Origin of the sequence: Synechococcus sp. MIT S9503 (genome assembly GCF_047304175.1) — a bacterium.
Taxonomy (GTDB): Bacteria; Cyanobacteriota; Cyanobacteriia; order PCC-6307; family Cyanobiaceae; genus Synechococcus_C.
Genome location: NZ_CP138955.1, coordinates 30,451 through 48,169, shown reverse-complemented (window position 1 = coordinate 48,169; position 17,719 = coordinate 30,451). Strand labels below are relative to the sequence as shown.

Sequence of the window (17,719 nt, the reverse complement as noted above, 5' to 3'; positions counted from 1 at the left end):
CAAGACGCTAGCGGCGTCCACCATGCCGTTTCCTAGCCTTGGCAGTTGACGGCAGCCATCTCGTGCAGCGCCAAGCCCCAGCCGATGCCACCCGTGCCATTCATCACGGAGAGAGCTTTGCGAACGAAACGGGCACCGTGATGCCCCCGATCTTCTCCACCTCAACATTTGCCCATGGCAATGCCGGTGGTTTTGATTACACCCGCTCCGGAAATCCCAACTTCCGCATCCTTGAGCGGGTGCTCGCGTCCGTCGAGCACTGCAACCACGCCACAGTGTTCGGCTCCGGAGTCAGTGCGATCACAGCGATTGTGTCTGGCCTCAGCCAGGGGGACCTGGTGATCTGCGAGGAAAACCTCTACGGCTGCACCGTTCGGCTGTTTGAACAGGTGTTCGCCAAATTCGGGGTGCGCACCGAATGGGTGGATTTCACCGCACCCGGAGCATGCGACATCCTTGCGGCCAGAAAGCCGGCAATGGTCTGGCTGGAAAGTCCCACCAACCCGCTGCTGAAGGTGATCGACCTCAAGAAGGTCTGCGCAGCCGCCGCAGCCGCCGATGTGCCGGTGGTGGTCGACAACACCTTTGCCACCGCTCTTGTGCAGCGCCCTCTGCAACTCGGAGCAACCCTTTCACTCACCAGCACAACCAAATACATCAACGGTCACTCCGATGCTCTCGGGGGGGCCGTCTGCACCGACGACCCGAGCTGGCACCAGAAGATGGTGTTCGCCCAGAAAGCCCTTGGCCTCCAGCCCTCACCCTTCGACTGCTGGCTGATCACACGAGGCATCAAGACCCTGCCGCTGCGCTTGAAACAACAGATCGCCAACGCTGCTGCCCTTGCTGAGCATCTGGCTGGCCATGCCAGGGTCAACTGGGTGCGCTACCCACACCGCCCTGATCACCCCCATCGAGCGGTGGCGATGCAGCAGATGAACAGTGGTGGCGCGATGGTCACCATTGGAGTCGATGCCAGTCGTGACCTGGCCTATCAGGTTTGCAAGGCCCTGCGCTGGTTCACCATGGCGGAAAGTCTCGGAGGCGTTGAAAGCCTGATCTGCCACCCGGCCACGATGACGCACGCCTCGGTGTCAACGGAAGTCAAAACCAAACTCGGCATCAGCGATGGTCTGATCCGTTTGTCCGTGGGCTGCGAAGACGTCTCCGACCTGATCGACGATCTTGACCAAGCCCTCGGCGTGCTCCGATGAGCGCGCGCGATCTGCTGAGCGATCCCTGCTGGCAAGGCAGCGATCTCGGCCACCCTCTGCCCGACGCCACTCATGCCGTCTCGGTTGCACTGCCTCGCTGGCGTGATGTGATCGCCTACGAGGAGCATGATCCCGACTGCCGCGGAGCACTGAGAGCGGTCTATCCACGATTCGGTCAACATCCGTTGTTGAAGCGGCTTGCTGCTCGCTCGCTGCAGGCCGCTGGCGTGGCTGACTCAAGCGGCTTCAGCAGCTGGGCCTACCCGAACCAGGCAGCTGCCGAAGCAGCGCTTGCCCACTGCCGCAGGCAAAGTCCCGAGGGGCAGACACGTCTTCTGCCAATCAATGGACTGATCTGTCTGATTGCCGATGCGACCAGCACGCCTGCAGCGAAAGCGTTCTGGCAGCACACAGGTCTGGGAGCGTCGTCCCGCCTTGCCGCCATCGCTCTCGGTGAGGACACAGCCTCCAGCGAATCCGCCGGAGACGCCGCGCGCAGCAGGGTGATCCAGCGCCTGGCGAGAATCTATGGCTGCGATGTGGATGCAGTCAGTCTTCATCCCTCGGGCATGACCGCGCTGCACCGAGCTCTTCAACTGGTGTCTGCGCTGCGGCCCAGCCGCCCCGTGCTGCAGATCGGTTTTCCCTATGTGGATGTTCTCAAGCTGCCCCAGGTGGTGTTCAGCGGAGCCGAACTGCTCCTGGATGACAGCGAAGCGGAGGTGAGCGGCGCACTCGAGCGGCTGCAGCCTTCGGCGGTGGTGGTGGAACTTCCCAGCAACCCCCTGCTGCGCTGCGTTGACCTGCCCACGGTCGCCCGGCTTGCCCATCAACAAGGCATTCCGGTGATCGCCGACGACACCATCGGCTCGGGGATCAACATCAATGCCTTGCCCCACTCAGATCTGGTGTTCAGCTCTCTCACCAAAAGCTTCGCGGGCCGCGGAGATGTATTGGCGGGCAGTCTGGTGCTGAGCCATCACTCCCGCTGGCGAGAGCAGCTCGCGGCATCAGTCAAGGCCTTGCAACCGCTCGCGCAGCTTGCCGGCAACGATGCCATCGCTCTTGACCAGGGCAGTGAGGACGTGGGCGAGCGGGTTCATCGGCTTAATGCCAACACACTTTTCCTGGCTGAACGCCTGCGCCTTCACCCCGCCGTGGCCAACCTCTTCCATCCAGGTGAATGCGAGAACTTCAGGGCCCTGCAGCGACCGGGTGGGGGGCATGGCTGCCTGCTCTCGTTTGAACTCAGAGGGGGATCCCAAACAGCTCAGAGGGTCTACGACGCACTGCAGGTTTGCAAGGGACCAAGCCTCGGCACGGCCTTCACGCTGGTCTGTCCTTATGTGCTGCTGGCGCATTACGAGGAGCTTTCATGGGCGAACAGCTGCGGTGTTCCATCCCATCTGCTGCGCGTCTCCGTGGGTCTTGAACATCCGCAGGACCTCTGGGAGCGATTTCAGCGAGCTTTTGAGGAAATCTGAACGAATGCCACGACTTCGGGTGCTCAGAGTTTGAACAAGCTCTTAAGAGCCAGGCAATCAACTGAGAGTCTCCCTAAATTGCAAAAATTGGCCATTTTTTCGACCCCCCATGTCTCGCGTTTACGCCGATAACAGCCAGGCCATCGGTAATACCCCCCTGGTGCGTCTGAACCATGTCACCAAGGATTGCAAAGCCACCGTTCTCGCCAAGATCGAGGGCCGCAATCCCGCATACAGCGTGAAGTGCCGCATCGGCGCCAACATGATCTGGGATGCGGAAAAGCGTGGTGAGCTCACCGAAGGCAAGGTGATCGTCGAGCCCACATCAGGCAACACCGGCGTTGCTCTCGCCTTCACCGCAGCGGCTCGCGGTTACAAGCTCGTGCTCACGATGCCCGAGTCGATGTCGATCGAACGTCGTCGCGTGATGGCCGTTCTCGGCGCTGAAATCGTGCTCACCGAAGCTGCCAAGGGCATGCCCGGTGCCATCGCCAAAGCCAAGGAAATCGCAGCAACCGACCCTGGCAAATACTTCATGCCCGGGCAGTTCGAGAACCCCGCCAACCCCGAGATTCACCAAAAGACCACCGGCCCTGAGATCTGGAACGACTGCGAGGGAGCCATTGACGTTCTCGTGGCAGGCGTCGGCACCGGCGGCACCATCACCGGCGTGTCCCGCTACATCAAGAACGAGAAAGGCAAGGCGATTGAATCCGTTGCCGTGGAGCCCAGCCACAGCCCCGTAATCACTCAGACCATGAACGGTGAGGAAGTGAAGCCCGGCCCCCACAAGATCCAGGGCATCGGCGCTGGCTTCATTCCCAAGAACCTCGACCTCTCGGTTGTCGACAAAGTCGAACAGGTGACCAACGACGAGTCGGTTGAGATGGCTCTGCGTCTGGCCAAGGAGGAAGGTCTGCTGGTGGGCATCTCCTGCGGAGCTGCAGCTGCTGCTGCCATCCGACTCGCCAAGCAGGATGCCTATGCCGGTAAGACCATCGTGGTCGTTCTCCCCGACCTGGCCGAGCGCTATCTCTCTTCAGTGATGTTCGCCGACGTTCCGACAGGCATCATCGAACAACCTGTAACAGCCTGATCCACTGCGATTGCAAAGCCCTCGATGGCAACAAGCACAGCCCCGGCCAGACCGGGGCTTTTTTTGTGCCGAACTGATCAGCCACCCACTCAGACCGTCACATCGGCAAGCACAGCATCCGGAGCGATCCACATGGCATCACCGTAGGAGTAGAAGCGATAGGCCTCTTCAATGGCGATCTCATACAGCTCAAGCAAACGTTCGCGTCCGATCAGGGCGCTGACCAGAAGCAGCAAGGAGCTCTTGGGCAGATGAAAATTGGTGAGCAGGCCCTGCACCACAGCGAAACGAAAACCTGGCTGGATCACCAGATCAACAGGACCCTTGAGCGGTTGAAGGGTGCCACCGCCTGCAGCTGCAGCGCCCTCCAGAGCCCGCACACTGGTGGTGCCAACAGCAATGACACGTCCGCCGCGCTGCCGGCATGCGATCACAGCGGCCACCAGCTCAGGAGTCACCTCGACCCATTCGCTGTGCAGACTCAGATCACTGAGATCCTCAGTTTCCACAGGCCGGAATGTCCCCAGCCCCACGTGCAAGGTCACCGTGGCCAGATGCACTCCGCGAGCTCGGATCGCCTTCAGCAGCTCGTCGCTGAGGTGCAGACCAGCCGTTGGAGCAGCAACCGCTCCTGGCCTGGAGGCGTAGCGGGTCTGATAGCGCTCCTGGTCCGAATCGTCATGGCGCGTGATGTAGGGGGGCAATGGCACTTCGCCGTAGCGCTCCAGAAGCGTTTCGATCGCAGCAGCATCCACATAGGCATCAGGAAACTGGATGATGCGGCCGCCACTGGCACCATCCGAAGCCAACACCTGCAGTGGGATTGGCTCCTGCTCAAGCGCTTCCAGCCAGACCTGATCACCTGGCTTCAACTTCTTGCCGGGCCGGGCCAGACAGAGCCAGCAACCTTCACCGCGGGGCTCCAGCACCAGCAGCTCGGCGAGTCCACCGCCGGAACGACGCACCCTCAGACGCGCCCGCAGAACCCGCGTGTCGTTCACGACCAGCAGGTCGCCGGGGCGAAGCTCCTCCTGCCAGTCCCACACCTGGCGATGCATCGCCGCCTTCGCCGGCCTGCTCGGAGAAGGTGCCATCAGCAGTCGTGCTGAGTGGCGTGGCTCCACAGGTGACTGGGCAATGCGCTCGTCAGCTAGTCGGTAGTCGTAGGAGCTGAGCTGAAGATCCCTTGGATCCGTCACATCGTGTGAACCTGATTACTCCATGCTGCCTGAGGACGTCGCCCCGCCCTGGGTGGAACGTGGAGGCACGAAGTAGCGAACAATTGAAAAGACTCTGCTCTGATCGGTGGAGAGCGCCTCGAACAGATTGCCGGCCCTTTGATTGAGCAGAGCCACATCCAGTCGATCCCTGGGAATGGCCACCGGCATCACCACGGTGGTGATGCGCTCAGGATGTCGTTGCTCCTGCTCCATCACGAAATCGCAGAAGGGGTCCAGCAGCGAACTGAACGGGCTGTCCAGCAACACCAGCTCGAGTTCGCCGGTGTCCGATCCGACGTAGCGATCCCACATCTGGCTGAGCTGGCCGGCGTCCTCTCCCTTCTGCACCACCAGCACCGCCGTCACCGAATCGGCGAAGGAGCAGGCGTAGCGCACCGCCTCGAGAGAGGGTTTCATGATGCTCGCGATCCAAACGATGGCGTGATGGCCACTGGGTGGATCGCGGGGCACCAGCTTCAGCGGCGACCCATCCGGATCCGGGGCCAGAGCAGAGAACACCTCCCGGTAGCGGCGGCGGATCAGGGCCAGTCCCCAGACCAGAAGTGGGATAGCGATTACCACGGTCCAGGCCCCTTCATCAAATTTGCTCACCACGATCACCATCAACACAACAAAAGTGGTGATCGATCCGAGGGCGTTCATCGCCATCCGCCCCTGCCATCCCTCTCCACGCAGCTTCCACCAGCGACGCACCAGACCGAGCTGCGACAGCGTGAATGCGGTGAAGACACCCAGCGCATAGAGATTGACTGCCACGGTGGTATCGCCGCGGCAGATCACGATGATCAGAGCCGTGATCGCCACAAGAACTCCGATCCCGTTCTGATAAACAAGCCGGTCACCCAGCAGCTTCATCTGCATCGGCAGGCAGTGATCCTCCGCAAGCATTGCCGCCAGACGCGGGAATCCGGAGAACGCCGTGTTGGCTGCCAGAACCAGAATCAGCAGCGTTGAAATCTGCAGAATCCAGTAGAGAACGCTGCCGCCACCGAACACGCGTTGGCCGATCTGAGCCAGCACGGTGATGTCGGGATTGGGGACAACCCCATACATGAACCCCATGGTGCTGATGGCAAGGAACATTGCCGACAGCAGGATGCCCATCACCAGAAGGGTTTTGCGTGCATTCAGCGGAGCAGGCTCATGGAAGACCTGCACACCATTGGCGATGGCTTCGATCCCAGTCATCGCAGAACAACCGGAACTGAAGGCCCGGAGGATCAGGAACAGACCGATCGGCTGCAGTGCAGCAGTGAAGGTTGGAGCATCGGGACTCCAGCCGTGATGAAAGGTGAGGTCCCTGAGTCCAGCGACCGTGAGCAGAAGAATCATCACCACGAACGCATAGGTGGGAAGCGCGAACACACGCCCCGCCTCCCTCAGACCACGAAGGTTGGCCCAGCCCACCAGCACGAGCAGCAGCAGAGCGATGGGAACCTCGAAAGCGAGCAGCGATGGATCCAGCGAAGACAGCGCCTGGGTCCCCGCCATCAGGCTCACCGCTGCAGTGAGGGTGTAGTCGATCAGCAGTGCAGCGGCTGCCACCAGCCCCACGTTGCGGCCGAGATTGTCGCGGGCCACCACATAGGAACCACCTCCTTCGGGATAGGCCGCGATCGCCTGCCTGTACGACAGCACCACGATCGCGATCAGGCCGATGATCGCCAGGGTGATCGGCAGCGAAAGGGTTAGAGCTGCACTGCCACCAAGGATCAGAATGCCGAGAGCCGCTTCCGTGGCATAGGCAACGGATGACAGTGCATCGGATGACAGGATCGGCAGAGCCTGAAGGTTGGGAAGTCGCTCATCCCTGGCACTGGAACGCGGCAGCGGACGACCCAGCAGGCGGGAGAAGGACGGAACAGGCACATGACGACCGACACCACCTCAAGAGTGGCAATGTTCCCCGCGCTCGGCAGGTCAGTCGCCGGCGATGACCTGGCTCACATCGCCAGACTTTCAGTGCGTGTTTCGATCAGTTCGGCCAGATCCTTGAGGAACGCCGCACCATCGGCGCCGTAGATCACGCGATGGTCAGCCGTCAGATTCACCTGCATCTGACGCTTCACTGCAATGGAGCCATCTTGGCCAGCCACAACGGTGGGTCTTGAGGCTGCCACCGCCAGGATCGCGCCGGTTCCTGGAGGAAGAATGGCATCAAACCGATCCACCCCGAACATGCCGAGATTGGAGAGGGTGAACGTCCCGGTGCTGTACTCCTCAGGCTGAAGCTGCTTGCTGCGCGAACGCTTCACCAGATCCCCCCACTGGCGGGAGAGTTCATAGAGATCGGTTCGATCGGCCTGACGCAGGACCGGCGTGATCAGTCCACCGTCCTCCATGGCCACGGCCACCGCCACATTCACATCGGCGGGATAGCTCATGCCTGCGGCGGTGGTCGCTGCATTCACCTGTGGATGCCGGGCCAGGGTGACGGCCACAGCCTTGGCCAGGAGTGCCGTCATGGTGACGCCCTTGGGCTTCACCCGCTTGTAGAAGGCATCGAGTTGATCGGTGGTGATCGTGTATCCCACACGGAAGCAGGGGACCGCCAGGCTTGCTTCCATGTTTCGGTTAACCGCGCCCTGCAGCGTGTTGAACGCGACGGTTTCGCCGGGGCGACCGAAGCTGTTGCCGCTCGGAGCCGTTGGAGCACCGGCCGGAGCGGCGGCTCCGGCAGTCACGGCTGCAGCGGTGCCTTCCCCAACCAGGGGAACGCTGACGGGCCGTCCTGCGGCGCGTTCCACGTCTTCGGCCTGGATGCGTCCATTCGGACCACTTCCGCGAATCCCGGCCAGGTCGACGCCCATCTGAGAAGCCAGTTTCTTCGCTCTGGGGCTGGCGATCAGCCGACCGTTGCTTGGAGGAGCAACGGCCGGAGCTGGGGGAGCAGCGGCAGCTGGAGCTGCAGCAACCGGAGCGGGAGCCTGCGCAGGCGCGGCAACCGGCGCTGGTGGGGGAGGTGTGGTCGGGGCGGCAGGAGCACTGGTTGGAGCTGCAGGAGCGGCCTGAGCCGATCCACCGCCGGGAGCCTTCGCCTGCGCCTCGGCAAGCTCGGCCTCGGTCTCGACAATGATTCCGATGGTTTCGCCCACCGGTGCCGTGCTGCCTGCCGGCATCAGAACAGCCGCCAGATAGCCCTCATTGAAGGACTCCACATCCATATCGGCTTTGTCGGATTCGACCACGAGCACGGACTCGCCGCGGCCCACCTTGTCGCCAGGATTTTTGAGCCATTCAACAATCTTCCCCTCGGTCATCGTCGAACTGAGGGCAGGCATGAAGATGTCGTGGGTTGCCAAAACAGTCTCCAGAGGGGCTGACTGAAAAAATCTTACGGGCCGGCAGGCCGGCCCCCAGAAGCCCTCAGCCCTGCTCGATCGACTCGATCACCCCGTCACGCACGACCACTGCAACCTGCATCTTGCTCACCAGGTTGTCGCCCACCTTGATGTCGCAGAAGCTTTCAAGCTGACCCTGATCAACGATCTGTTCCATCTCAAGCTCACGGACCTGAGCCTGCTGCTGAAGGAGATTGCGCTTCTGTTCCTCAAGCTCAGCCCGCTTGGCTGCCACCTGTTGCTGAACCTGAGCGACCTGCTCCTGAACGCGTGGATCAAGAGGGTTGGCGCTTTGCCGACGAACATCATCAACAACCTGCTGCCCCTCCTGCTCGAGCTGGGCAAGTTGCTGGTCGGTTGTGGAGATGCCGGCACTGAGCTCACGCTCGGCCTCTTCCTTCCAGGCCGGGGTGACCACTGCACGAATGGTGATGGAGCGCTTGATCGACAGAGTCGTGCCGTCGGACATTGGAGCGGGGAAGCAGCGCCAAGCGTCTCAGCCCCGCGCCGGATGGTCAACCCGAAAGCTGCATGAAGGGTTTCATCGGCCGTAGATGCCCTCGATCGCAGCACGATCACGCTCGCTGATCCTGTCTCTGCGTTGCTTGAGAGTCTGGGTGAGCAGACCGTTCTCGATCGAGAAGGGTTCCACAAGAGCCACTCCGGCGAGGCGCTCATCAGCCCGGGATCCAGATCGGTCAGTCAGCAGTCGATTCAGCTCTCCACGCAGCAAACGGGGGAAACGATCATCACCTTGATCACAGCCCTGGGAATTGGCCCAGGCCTGCATCGCATCCTCCCGTGGCACCACCAGGGCACCGAGCTGACGTTCGTCTTGTCCCACCAGCATCACCTGCTCAATCAGAGGACTGGAGACCAGGGCTTCCTCCAGAGGGCCCGGCTCGATGTTCTCACCACTGCTGAGCACGATCGTGTCCTTCGCCCGCCCTGTCAGAACGACCGATCCATCGGGAAGAAGCATGCCCAGATCACCAGTATCAAACCAGCCCTCGGCATCAAGAACCTTGGCGGTTGCCTGCGGCTGTCCCAGATAACCAGCCATCACCTGAGGACCACGGACGAGCACCACTCCTCGTTCACGCCAACCGAGCGGCTCGCGGGTCTCAGCATCCACAATCCGGAATTCCGTTTCCGGAAGGGGCAAACCGGAGCTGCCGCGGATGTTGCGCCACGGCCTCCTGCAGCTCACCACCGGACTGGTTTCAGTGAGGCCGTAGCCAACCAGGAGCTCGATACCCACCGCCTCAAAGAAGGAATCCACATGGGGTGCGATCGCACCCCCGCCATTGATCGGAAATCGCAGTTCACCTCCGCTGAGTTGCTGTCGAACCTTCGGCCAGATCAGCCTGGAGGCCAGTGCATGGGCAGGCCAGCGCCGGGTCGCCTCAGCCGCCGCCTTGAGACGGTCCCGCTTGCGCAGCGGTTGAATCATCAGGTCGCGGCTGCGCCTCCTGGCCAGGGTATAGGCCGTGCTGTTGGCCAGGGCTGATCTCAGCAGACGCTGACGCGACACAGGAAAAGTCTTGAGGGCATCCTCAAAACCAGCCTGAACCGCTTCCCACAGCCTGGGAACTGTGGCCATGATCACGGGTTTGACCCGGGGCAGATCCTTCTTGAGCTGCTTGATCGTGGTGTAACTCTGCGAACAGGCACAGGAAAAGAAGTAGTACTCCGCGCTGCGTTCATAGGAGTGCCAGATCGGCAGAACACTCAGCACTGGAGATCCCGCTTCAGGACGCGTGACGCAGGCGAGACTGCGCATCTGATGCAGCAGATTGGCGTGCGTCAGCGGCACGCCCTTGGGCCGACCTGTGGTTCCGCTGGTGTAAAGGATCGTGGCTGTGGTGGCCTGCGCCGTGGAACGGTCCCTGCCTGTCAATGGATCCGGTCTTTGATCGTCAGCGGCGAGGGCGAGGAAGGCATCGAAATCAAATACCCCCTCCGGAGCTGGACCCTCGAGCACCAGCACGAAGCGCAGATGCTCCTGCAGTTGCACAGGCAGCTCAAGACGCTTCAGCAGATCAGCGGTCTGCACCACCAGCGCGACGGCTGACGAATCCTCGAGGATGTAGCGGAGCTCCTCAACGGGTGCCGCCGCTCCGCGCACCGCATCGATGGCACCGGCACGCATCAGGCCCTGATCAGCGACCAACCAGCGGGGGCTGTTCTCAGCAAAGAGACCCACCACATCGCCGCAGCCGATCCCCAGACTGCGGAATGCAGCGGCGGCCTGATCGATCCGCTCAGCCAGCTCTCGATAGCTGAGTCGTTCTGGATGGGCGGCATGGGGCGCATCAACCGCCATCACCTCGCCGTGATGGGACTTCAACCAGGGCCAGACCTGATCCACCCGGCCCAGAGATTGAACATGCGCCTGCCGCGCCAGTGCCGCCTGCTCGCGGGAGGTGGGGTGCCAGGAGGATTGAGCAGCGGCAGTCACGAAAACAGTTCACGGTCGCCCAGGCCTATCACCTCCAGCCGGCTTCGGCAATCACAGCACCTCTTTGACGCTCTTCCGCCAGATCAGACCGAAACGCGCGGCCAGGGCATCGCGCATCAGGCCCTGCACGGTCATGAGCTCCAGCCCCGGAATCCAGTCGCAGAGTCGACCGACAGGCCGACCTTCAAGACCACAGGGCACAACGGACCCGAAGCCCTCGAGATCGCAGTTCACGTTCAGAGCCAGGCCATGCTGGGTGATCCAGCGGCGACAACCGACACCGATCGCCGCCACCTTGTGGTGCTCGAGCCAGACACCGGTGAGTCCCTCGATCCGCTCCCCCCGGAGGCCGAGCAGCTCCAACACGTCGATCACGACCCCTTCCAGCTCACGCAGGTACCAGTGCAGATCGGTGCGACGACGACGCAGATCCAGCACCGGGTAAACCACCAGCTGACCAGGCGCGTGATGGGTCACTTCCCCGCCGCGGTCAATGCGGTGCAGAGGTGCCGGGGGATGCTCCGGATCGAAGAGGAGATGGGCTTCACTGGCGCCGCGGCCAAGGGTGTAACAACGAGGGTGCTGCAGCAGCCAGACCGCCTCGGGATCGGCGTCTGTGGCCGATTCATTGAGCAATCGATCCTGCCAACAACGCTGCAGATCCCAGGCCTGCTTGAAGGGAACCAGCTGGGCAGGCTGAAAAAGAAATGCCGCAGACCCGCTTCCGGAATTCAACGGCGTCACTAGCTTTCCGTTAGGCGCAGGCACCGGAGGGATGCATGAAGCTCTTGATCCATGGTCGCAATCTGGATGTGACTCCCGCATTGCGGGATTACACCGAGACGAAGCTTGATCGGGCGATCCATCACTTCAACGACCTTGTTCAGGAAGCGGATGTTCATCTATCCGTGGCTCGCAATCCGCGGGTCCCTCAGCAGACGGCTGAGGTGACAGTCTTCGCCAACGGAACGGTCATCCGCGCTCAGGAGCGCAGTGAGAATCTCTACGCGAGCATCGATCTGGTTGCGAGCAAACTGGCCCGGCAGCTGCGGCGGTTCAAGGAGCGCCACAGCGACCACCATCACAGCCATGGCCACCGGGCCACGGAGACCCCAGCCACTGAGGAGCTTCTCGACGACAGCCCCGTGAATGCATCACTGCTCGATGGCAAGGAGGCCCAGCTGCCCAGCCCGGGTGTGAGGCGCAAATACTTCGCCATGCCGCCCATGACGCTGGACGAGGCACGCACCCAGCTGGATCTGATCGATCATGACTTCTACCTGTTCCGCGACAGAGAGAGTGGCGAACTGCAGGTGATCTATCGACGCAACCACGGCGGCTACGGAGTGATTCAGGCTCGCAGCTGAACCTGATGAGCACGTCATCGCGCCGGCAGGAGCTGCCGGACATTCCGCCCCTGATTCACCAGGCTCTGCTCAACCCGTTGTTACCTGAAGAGGAGCTTTTCACACTCTGCGACGCTTCACGGCAACTTGGCTTCGGGGGGGTGTGCGTCAGCCTCAATCAGCTCGAAGCCGTGCGCAGGCGCCTCGGGGGTCAGGGGTCGGTGAAGCTGATCGCCACCGTGGCGTTTCCCTTCGGCGCCCTGCCCGCCGAACTGAAGCAGGCCCAGGCCGAGTGGGCTGCAGCCCATGGAGCTGATGCGCTCGACGTCACCCCGAACTGGGCCGCTCTGGTGAACGGACATGCCAACAGCTTCGCCGAGGAACTGGCTGCGATCGCCGCACTGGATCTGCCGATGACGGTGGTGCTGGACATCAATCAGCTGAATGAGGCGCAGCTTGCTCTGGCAGCAGAGGCGGCGATTGACGCTGGTGCAGCGTCGCTCCAGGCCGGCAATGGTTTCGGCGCTGCAGTGTCAGCGGACCAGATCAGACACCTGCGTCAGCTCAGCCGCGGCCGGTGCGCCATCAAAGCTGCCGGTGGGATCCGAGAAGCAGAGCAGGCGCTTGATCTCGTCGAGGCAGGTGCGACGGCCCTGGGCACCGGGCATGGTCCTGCACTGATCAAGGCCCTGCGTCAACAGCGATGAGTGGTGAAAGGCGCCTGACGGGTCTTGCTCTGAAGGTGGGTCCGCTCGGGGAGCATGACCGGCTGCTGACGCTGCTCAGTGACGAAGCAGGCGTTGTACGGCTGGCGGTGCCTGGGGCTCGCAGGCCGCGCAGCAGCCTTGCCGCCGCTGTTCCGCTCACGCTGCTGGATCTGCAGGTGGTGGGGCGCCGCAGTCTGCAGAGAGTGAAGCAGCTGCAGGTTCTGCACAACTACAGCGGTGTTGGCCAGCGACTGGAAACACTGGCGTCCGCGCAGGCCCTGGCGGAACTGGCCATTGCCCTTGTGAGCGACGACGACCCGGTGCCGGGTTTGCTGGACACGGTTCTGGTGCACCTCGAAGGCTTCGAATCCCTGAGCCGCACCAGCCCGACGGAGGCGGATGTCTGCCTGGCCATGCTCGTGCAGGCCGGGGTGCATCTGCTGGCACTGGGCGGCTACGGGATTCCGCTGCAGAGCTGTTGTCGCACCGGGGCAGAGCTCCTGCCTCCGATCGGACAGTGGCAATGGCGCTGCAGCCTCCTTCCTGAGGAGGGGCTGGCGATCGGATCCCTGCCGGGAGCGAGGCTTCAGTTCAATCCATCCGAACTTGCTCTTTTGCAGCGATTGCCAAGGCCGGAACTCCCCCGCAGACGGGATGGGGAACTGATGGGACCACGGCCTGTATGGCTCAAGCTGCTTGCGGTTCTGGAATGCTGGTGCAGAACCCATCTGCCCCGCCCGGTGCGCTCGCTGGCGATGGTCGGCAACTGCATGCCGTCTCCGTGAGCGATCATGACCCGGTCAATCCAGGAACCTTGAGCGGATCCCCCCTGAACAGTCCTGAGCCGGTTCTGCCCACCGGTAACAACCCCGAAGGCGGTCGCGGGCTCCAGGCCGTGCTGCGTCTCAGCGACTTCCGCAAACTCTGGATCGGCCAGATCTTCTCCCAGCTGGCCGACAAGTTCTACATCGTGCTGATGGTCTATCTGATCGATCAGCACCTGCTGCTCACGTCCCAGCAGAACGGCGTGCTGGCGGAGGTCGCTTCCGACTACGGCCTCGACATCAGCACCCGCACACAGGTGATCACTCTTCTCGCCACAGGAATCTTCGTGGCGAACACGCTGCCGGCGATGGTCCTCGGCAGCGTGGCCGGGGTCTGGGTTGACCGCTGGCCGAAGCGGCGCGTGATGGTGGCTTCCAACGGGCTGCGGGCGCTGATGGTGATGCTGACTCCGCTGTTCCTGATCCCAGGCCCCCTGATCCTCGGATTGCCCTGGGGTTACTGGGGCCTGATCGGCATGACCTTCATCGAATCGATTCTCACTCAGTTTTTTGCACCCGCCGAACAGGCCGCCATCACCCTGCTCGTGCCCGGCAAGCACCTTCTGGCGGCGAATTCGCTCTACCAGACCACCAGCATGGGCGCCACGATCGTTGGATTCGCCCTGGGTGAGCCGATCCTGCGCGGACTCAACCACCTGTTCAGCGCAGTTGACGTGAAAGGCGGTGAATTCATTCTTCTGCCCTTCTGCTACGGCATGGCAGCCCTGAGCCTGCTCGCAGTGCGCCACCGCGAAGGTGAAATCAAAAACGACGGCCGATCGGTTTGGCACGAGATCGGCGAGGGGCTTCAGGTGCTCAAGCGCATCCCCACGGTGCGCAACGCCATGGTTCATCTGGTGCTGCTCTACAGCCTGCTGGCGGCTCTTTACGTTCTGGCTCTGCAGCTGGCCGGCCTGATCAGCAGCCTGGGGCCGTCTGGTTTCGGGATGCTGCTGGCCATGAGCGGACTGGGCATGGCCCTTGGCGCCGTGATGATGGCCCAGCTTGGCCATCACTTCAGTCGTCGTCGACTCACCGCTGCCGGGCTGAGCCTGATCACCTTTTCACTGGTGTTGCTCAGTCAGTTCAAGGGCTCGCTCAACAGCACCCTGGCGCTGTGCGGGATCCTCGGCGTCGGTGCGGCTCTGGTCGCCATTCCCGCCCAGACCACCATCCAGGAGGAAACGCCCGTATCCCAGAGGGGACGGGTCTTCGGTCTTCAGAACAACCTGATCAACATTGCTCTCAGCCTGCCGCTTGTGCTGGCGGGCACCCTGGTCAGCAGCATCGGGCTCAGCCCGGTGTTGTGGTTGCTCGCCCTGATGGCTCTGTTTGCCGCCCTGCTGGAACGGCCCTGGCAGCGCTGCTAGCGTCGGCCAAGGCCTGTGAACGGTGGCGGTGACGCATATTGCCTGGCTGGGCAAAAAAACTCCGTTCTGCGGCAATGTCACCTATGGGCTCAGCACAACGGAGGCCCTGAGGGCAAGGGGTCATCAGACCAGTTTCATTCACTTCGACAACCCGAAGGCTCCAGGCAGCAGCACATCTCTGCTCGCCAACGATCCGGATGTGAGTCTTCCCTATCTGGTGAAATCGCAGGTTTACACGATCCCATCACCGGGAGCCCAGCGTGAACTCCGCGAATCACTGGAACGACTGCAACCTGATCTGGTCCATGCCAGCCTCACCCTCTCACCACTGGATTTCCGGCTGCCCGAGCTCTGTCAGCAGTTGGAGGTGCCGCTGGTGGCAACCTTCCACCCTCCGTTCGACGCCGGCCTGCGAAATCTGACGGCAGGCACTCAGCAGCTCACCTACCAGCTCTACGCGCCCGCCCTCTCCAAGTACGACAAGGTGATTGTGTTCTCCGATCTGCAGGCTGAGGTCCTGGCACGTCTGGGGGTACGTGAAGACAGGCTGGCCGTGATCCCCAACGGTGTCGACACCCACCAGTGGACTCCCTCAGGACTGGGGCCTGAAGCGGGCATCACTGCCACCAGCGGCAGCCCACTGGGCCAGGTGCGGACACGGCTGGGGCAAGAGCGTGTCTTCCTCTACATGGGGCGGGTCGCCACCGAGAAAAACGTGGAAGCTCTTCTGCAGGCGTGGCGTCTGGTGAACATGGAGGGCTGCCGCCTGGTGATCGTGGGTGAAGGACCTCTGCGGACCACTCTCCAGAACAGCTACGACGAGGACAACGTGCTCTGGTGGGGCTATGAGGCTGATCTGGCCACACGCATCGCCCTGCTGCAATGCGCAGAGGTGTTTGTGCTTCCCTCTCTCGTGGAGGGCCTGTCTCTGGCACTGCTTGAAGCCATGGCCAGTGGCTGTGCCTGCGTTGCCACCGACGCCGGAGCTGATGGAGAGGTGCTCATCGGTGGGGCCGGGATCGTGCTCAGCACGCTGGGCGTGACCAGCCAGTTGCGCACCCTGCTTCCGGTGCTGCGCGATCAACCCGTGCTGACCCGCGAACTCGGACGCCAGGCCCGCGAAAGAGTGCTGCAGCGCTACACGATGGCCCGCAACATCGATTCACTCGAAAGGCTGTACGGAGAGTTGATCCGCAGAGAACCGCTCGCGGCCTAACGCAAGCCACGGCCATGTTCGGTGGCAGCAATCACAGCTTCGATCAGTGCTGAGCGCAATCCTGCTTTTTCGAGATGTCTCAGAGCTGCCATCGTGGTACCGCCCGGAGACGCAACCATGTCCTTGAGTTGCCCTGGATGCAACTGCTGCCGGTCGAGCAGTGCAGCGGAGCCTGCGAGGGTTCGGTGCGCCAGATGGTTGGCCTGATCACGCGGCAAACCGGCGGCCACTGCGCCGTCTGCCAAGGCTTCTGCAACCAAGGCCACATAAGCAGGCCCGGATGAGGTCAGCGCCAGGAAGGCGTCGAGTCGTGACTCGGGCAACTCCAGCACCTCACTGACAGGCCGAAAAGCCTCTGTCACCCACAGGCGCTGCTCTGGCGTGACCCCGTCTCCCCATGCCAGCCCACACAACCCCTCACCCACCAGACACGGGGTGTTGGGAACTGCACGCACACACGCACGACCGGGAAATCGGCTCTGCAATCGCTCCAGCGTGACTCCCGCCAGAACCGAGATCAACAGCTGTGACCCAGATCGACCGGCTTGCGATGGCTCAACACTTGCGGCGACAGCATCCAGTTGCTGCGGTTTGACAGCGAGCAACTGAACCTGAGCATTCCAGGCCTCCATGGCCCGCGGATCAGAAGCGGCGACCACAGTCAGATCACCTGGCAGTTCCGATTTCAGGCGCGTTGCTGTGGCTTCACTGCCGACGACTCCGATCACCTCGGATGACCGCAGGATTTCCCGCTCAATCAAAGGACAGATCAAGGCCCGGGCCATGCGACCCAGACCAATCACACCAACGGAAACAGTCACCGAAGCGAAGACTCAAAGAGCAGCAGCGTCTGAAGCGGCCCAGGCCGGTGCAGGAGCGACACTGCTTTCAGAGGGAGCATGCTCAACGTCCTTGCTGACGACCGTGGGGGTGGTGCTTTCGTCCTGACTGGCGTTGGTGACGGTGACACAGCTGGGGGCGAACAGGAAGATGCTTTCGCCAACACGCTCTTGATGGCCATCAATGGCAAAGGTGCCGCCGGCGACGAAATCAACCGCTCTCTGAGCCTGATCAGGCTCCATCATCGTGAGATTGAGGATCACGGTCTTGCGTTCGCGCAGGGCCTGGATCGCGCGAGGCATCTCGTCAAAACTGCGCGGCTCCATCAGTGAAACCTCTGCGGTGCCGGAACTGATACCAGGCATTCCAATCACATTGGAACCTGAGAAGTTCTGGTCCATTTCGAAAGGATTGGCTGCGTCCAGAGGAGCCAAAGCGCTGGTGCTGACTGACGACATGCCCTGCATGTTGTCTTCATGCTCACCCGTGTCGTAGTCGAGCTCGTCATAATCGCCGTCGAGGTAATCATCACCAGCAACGACCGCACGAAGGCGAGAAATCAACGACACCGGAAATCTG

General features: G+C 62.1%; 16 protein-coding genes. 8 read left to right on the top strand and 8 right to left on the bottom strand.

Annotated features, from left to right (window positions below; all coding sequences use genetic code 11):
* Nucleotides 1-38 precede the first annotated feature (38 nt).
* The 3 genes from SIB56_RS00245 (at nt 39) to cysK (ending at nt 3,794) form a co-directional block, all read left to right on the top strand.
* On the top strand, nt 39-1,214 hold the full coding sequence (locus SIB56_RS00245; RefSeq protein ID WP_413324563.1) for a trans-sulfuration enzyme family protein: 1,176 nt from the start codon (nt 39-41) through the stop codon (nt 1,212-1,214).
* Nucleotides 1,211-2,698 carry a PLP-dependent transferase gene (locus tag SIB56_RS00240; RefSeq protein WP_413324562.1) on the top strand — a complete coding sequence of 496 codons (1,488 nt, stop codon included), beginning with the start codon at nt 1,211-1,213 and terminating at the stop codon, nt 2,696-2,698. The genes SIB56_RS00245 and SIB56_RS00240 overlap by 4 nt, the downstream gene beginning before the upstream one ends.
* A 109-nt stretch (nt 2,699-2,807) precedes the next feature.
* Nucleotides 2,808-3,794: a cysteine synthase A gene (gene cysK / locus SIB56_RS00235; protein WP_413324561.1), complete on the top strand. Its 987-nt coding sequence runs from the start codon at nt 2,808-2,810 to the stop codon at nt 3,792-3,794.
* 89 nt (nt 3,795-3,883) lie between these two features.
* On the opposite strand, the gene queA is transcribed toward cysK, so the two are convergent.
* From queA to lipB, 6 genes are all read right to left on the bottom strand, one after another.
* Nucleotides 3,884-4,993 (bottom strand): tRNA preQ1(34) S-adenosylmethionine ribosyltransferase-isomerase QueA, encoded by a 1,110-nt coding sequence (queA, locus tag SIB56_RS00230; RefSeq protein WP_413324560.1) that lies wholly within the window; start codon nt 4,991-4,993, stop codon nt 3,884-3,886.
* A 15-nt stretch (nt 4,994-5,008) separates the two neighbouring features.
* Nucleotides 5,009-6,904, bottom strand: coding sequence for an APC family permease (locus SIB56_RS00225; protein ID WP_413324559.1), 1,896 nt, complete (start codon nt 6,902-6,904; stop codon nt 5,009-5,011).
* A 74-nt stretch (nt 6,905-6,978) separates the two neighbouring features.
* Nucleotides 6,979-8,337 (bottom strand): dihydrolipoamide acetyltransferase family protein, encoded by a 1,359-nt coding sequence (locus SIB56_RS00220; RefSeq protein ID WP_413324558.1) that lies wholly within the window; start codon nt 8,335-8,337, stop codon nt 6,979-6,981.
* Nucleotides 8,338-8,401: 64 nt separating this feature from the next.
* Nucleotides 8,402-8,845 (bottom strand): YlqD family protein, encoded by a 444-nt coding sequence (locus SIB56_RS00215; protein ID WP_413324557.1) that lies wholly within the window; start codon nt 8,843-8,845, stop codon nt 8,402-8,404.
* 72 nt (nt 8,846-8,917) lie between these two features.
* Nucleotides 8,918-10,837 (bottom strand): AMP-binding protein, encoded by a 1,920-nt coding sequence (locus tag SIB56_RS00210; protein WP_413324556.1) that lies wholly within the window; start codon nt 10,835-10,837, stop codon nt 8,918-8,920.
* A 51-nt stretch (nt 10,838-10,888) separates the two neighbouring features.
* Entirely contained in the window at nt 10,889-11,605 is a 717-nt protein-coding gene (lipB, locus tag SIB56_RS00205) for a lipoyl(octanoyl) transferase LipB (RefSeq protein WP_413324555.1), read from the bottom strand.
* A gap of 11 nt (nt 11,606-11,616) precedes the next feature.
* Here lipB and hpf point away from each other — a divergent pair, with 11 nt between their 5' ends.
* From hpf to SIB56_RS00180, 5 genes are read left to right on the top strand one after another with little or no spacing between them, the layout of a single operon-like run.
* Nucleotides 11,617-12,204 (top strand): ribosome hibernation-promoting factor, HPF/YfiA family, encoded by a 588-nt coding sequence (gene hpf, locus SIB56_RS00200; RefSeq protein WP_413324554.1) that lies wholly within the window; start codon nt 11,617-11,619, stop codon nt 12,202-12,204.
* 5 nt (nt 12,205-12,209) lie between these two features.
* Nucleotides 12,210-12,890: a 2-deoxyribose-5-phosphate aldolase gene (locus SIB56_RS00195; RefSeq protein ID WP_413324553.1), complete on the top strand. Its 681-nt coding sequence runs from the start codon at nt 12,210-12,212 to the stop codon at nt 12,888-12,890.
* Complete coding sequence (gene recO, locus SIB56_RS00190) at nt 12,887-13,675, top strand: DNA repair protein RecO (RefSeq protein WP_413324552.1); 789 nt, start codon at nt 12,887-12,889, stop codon at nt 13,673-13,675. Before SIB56_RS00195 ends, recO begins: the two co-directional genes overlap by 4 nt.
* Nucleotides 13,676-13,704: 29 nt before the next feature.
* Complete coding sequence (locus SIB56_RS00185; RefSeq protein ID WP_413326984.1) at nt 13,705-15,084, top strand: MFS transporter; 1,380 nt, start codon at nt 13,705-13,707, stop codon at nt 15,082-15,084.
* A gap of 28 nt (nt 15,085-15,112) precedes the next feature.
* Nucleotides 15,113-16,300 (top strand): glycosyltransferase family 4 protein, encoded by a 1,188-nt coding sequence (locus SIB56_RS00180; protein WP_413326981.1) that lies wholly within the window; start codon nt 15,113-15,115, stop codon nt 16,298-16,300.
* Here SIB56_RS00180 and proC read toward each other — a convergent pair.
* Nucleotides 16,297-17,121 carry a pyrroline-5-carboxylate reductase gene (gene proC, locus SIB56_RS00175; RefSeq protein ID WP_413324551.1) on the bottom strand — a complete coding sequence of 275 codons (825 nt, stop codon included), beginning with the start codon at nt 17,119-17,121 and terminating at the stop codon, nt 16,297-16,299. The two genes, SIB56_RS00180 and proC, sit on opposite strands and share 4 nt — an antisense overlap.
* Before the next feature lie 12 nt (nt 17,122-17,133).
* Nucleotides 17,134-17,709, bottom strand: a complete 576-nt coding sequence (locus tag SIB56_RS00170; RefSeq protein WP_413324550.1) for a cell division protein SepF — start codon at nt 17,707-17,709, stop codon at nt 17,134-17,136.
* Nucleotides 17,710-17,719: the final 10 nt, after the last annotated feature.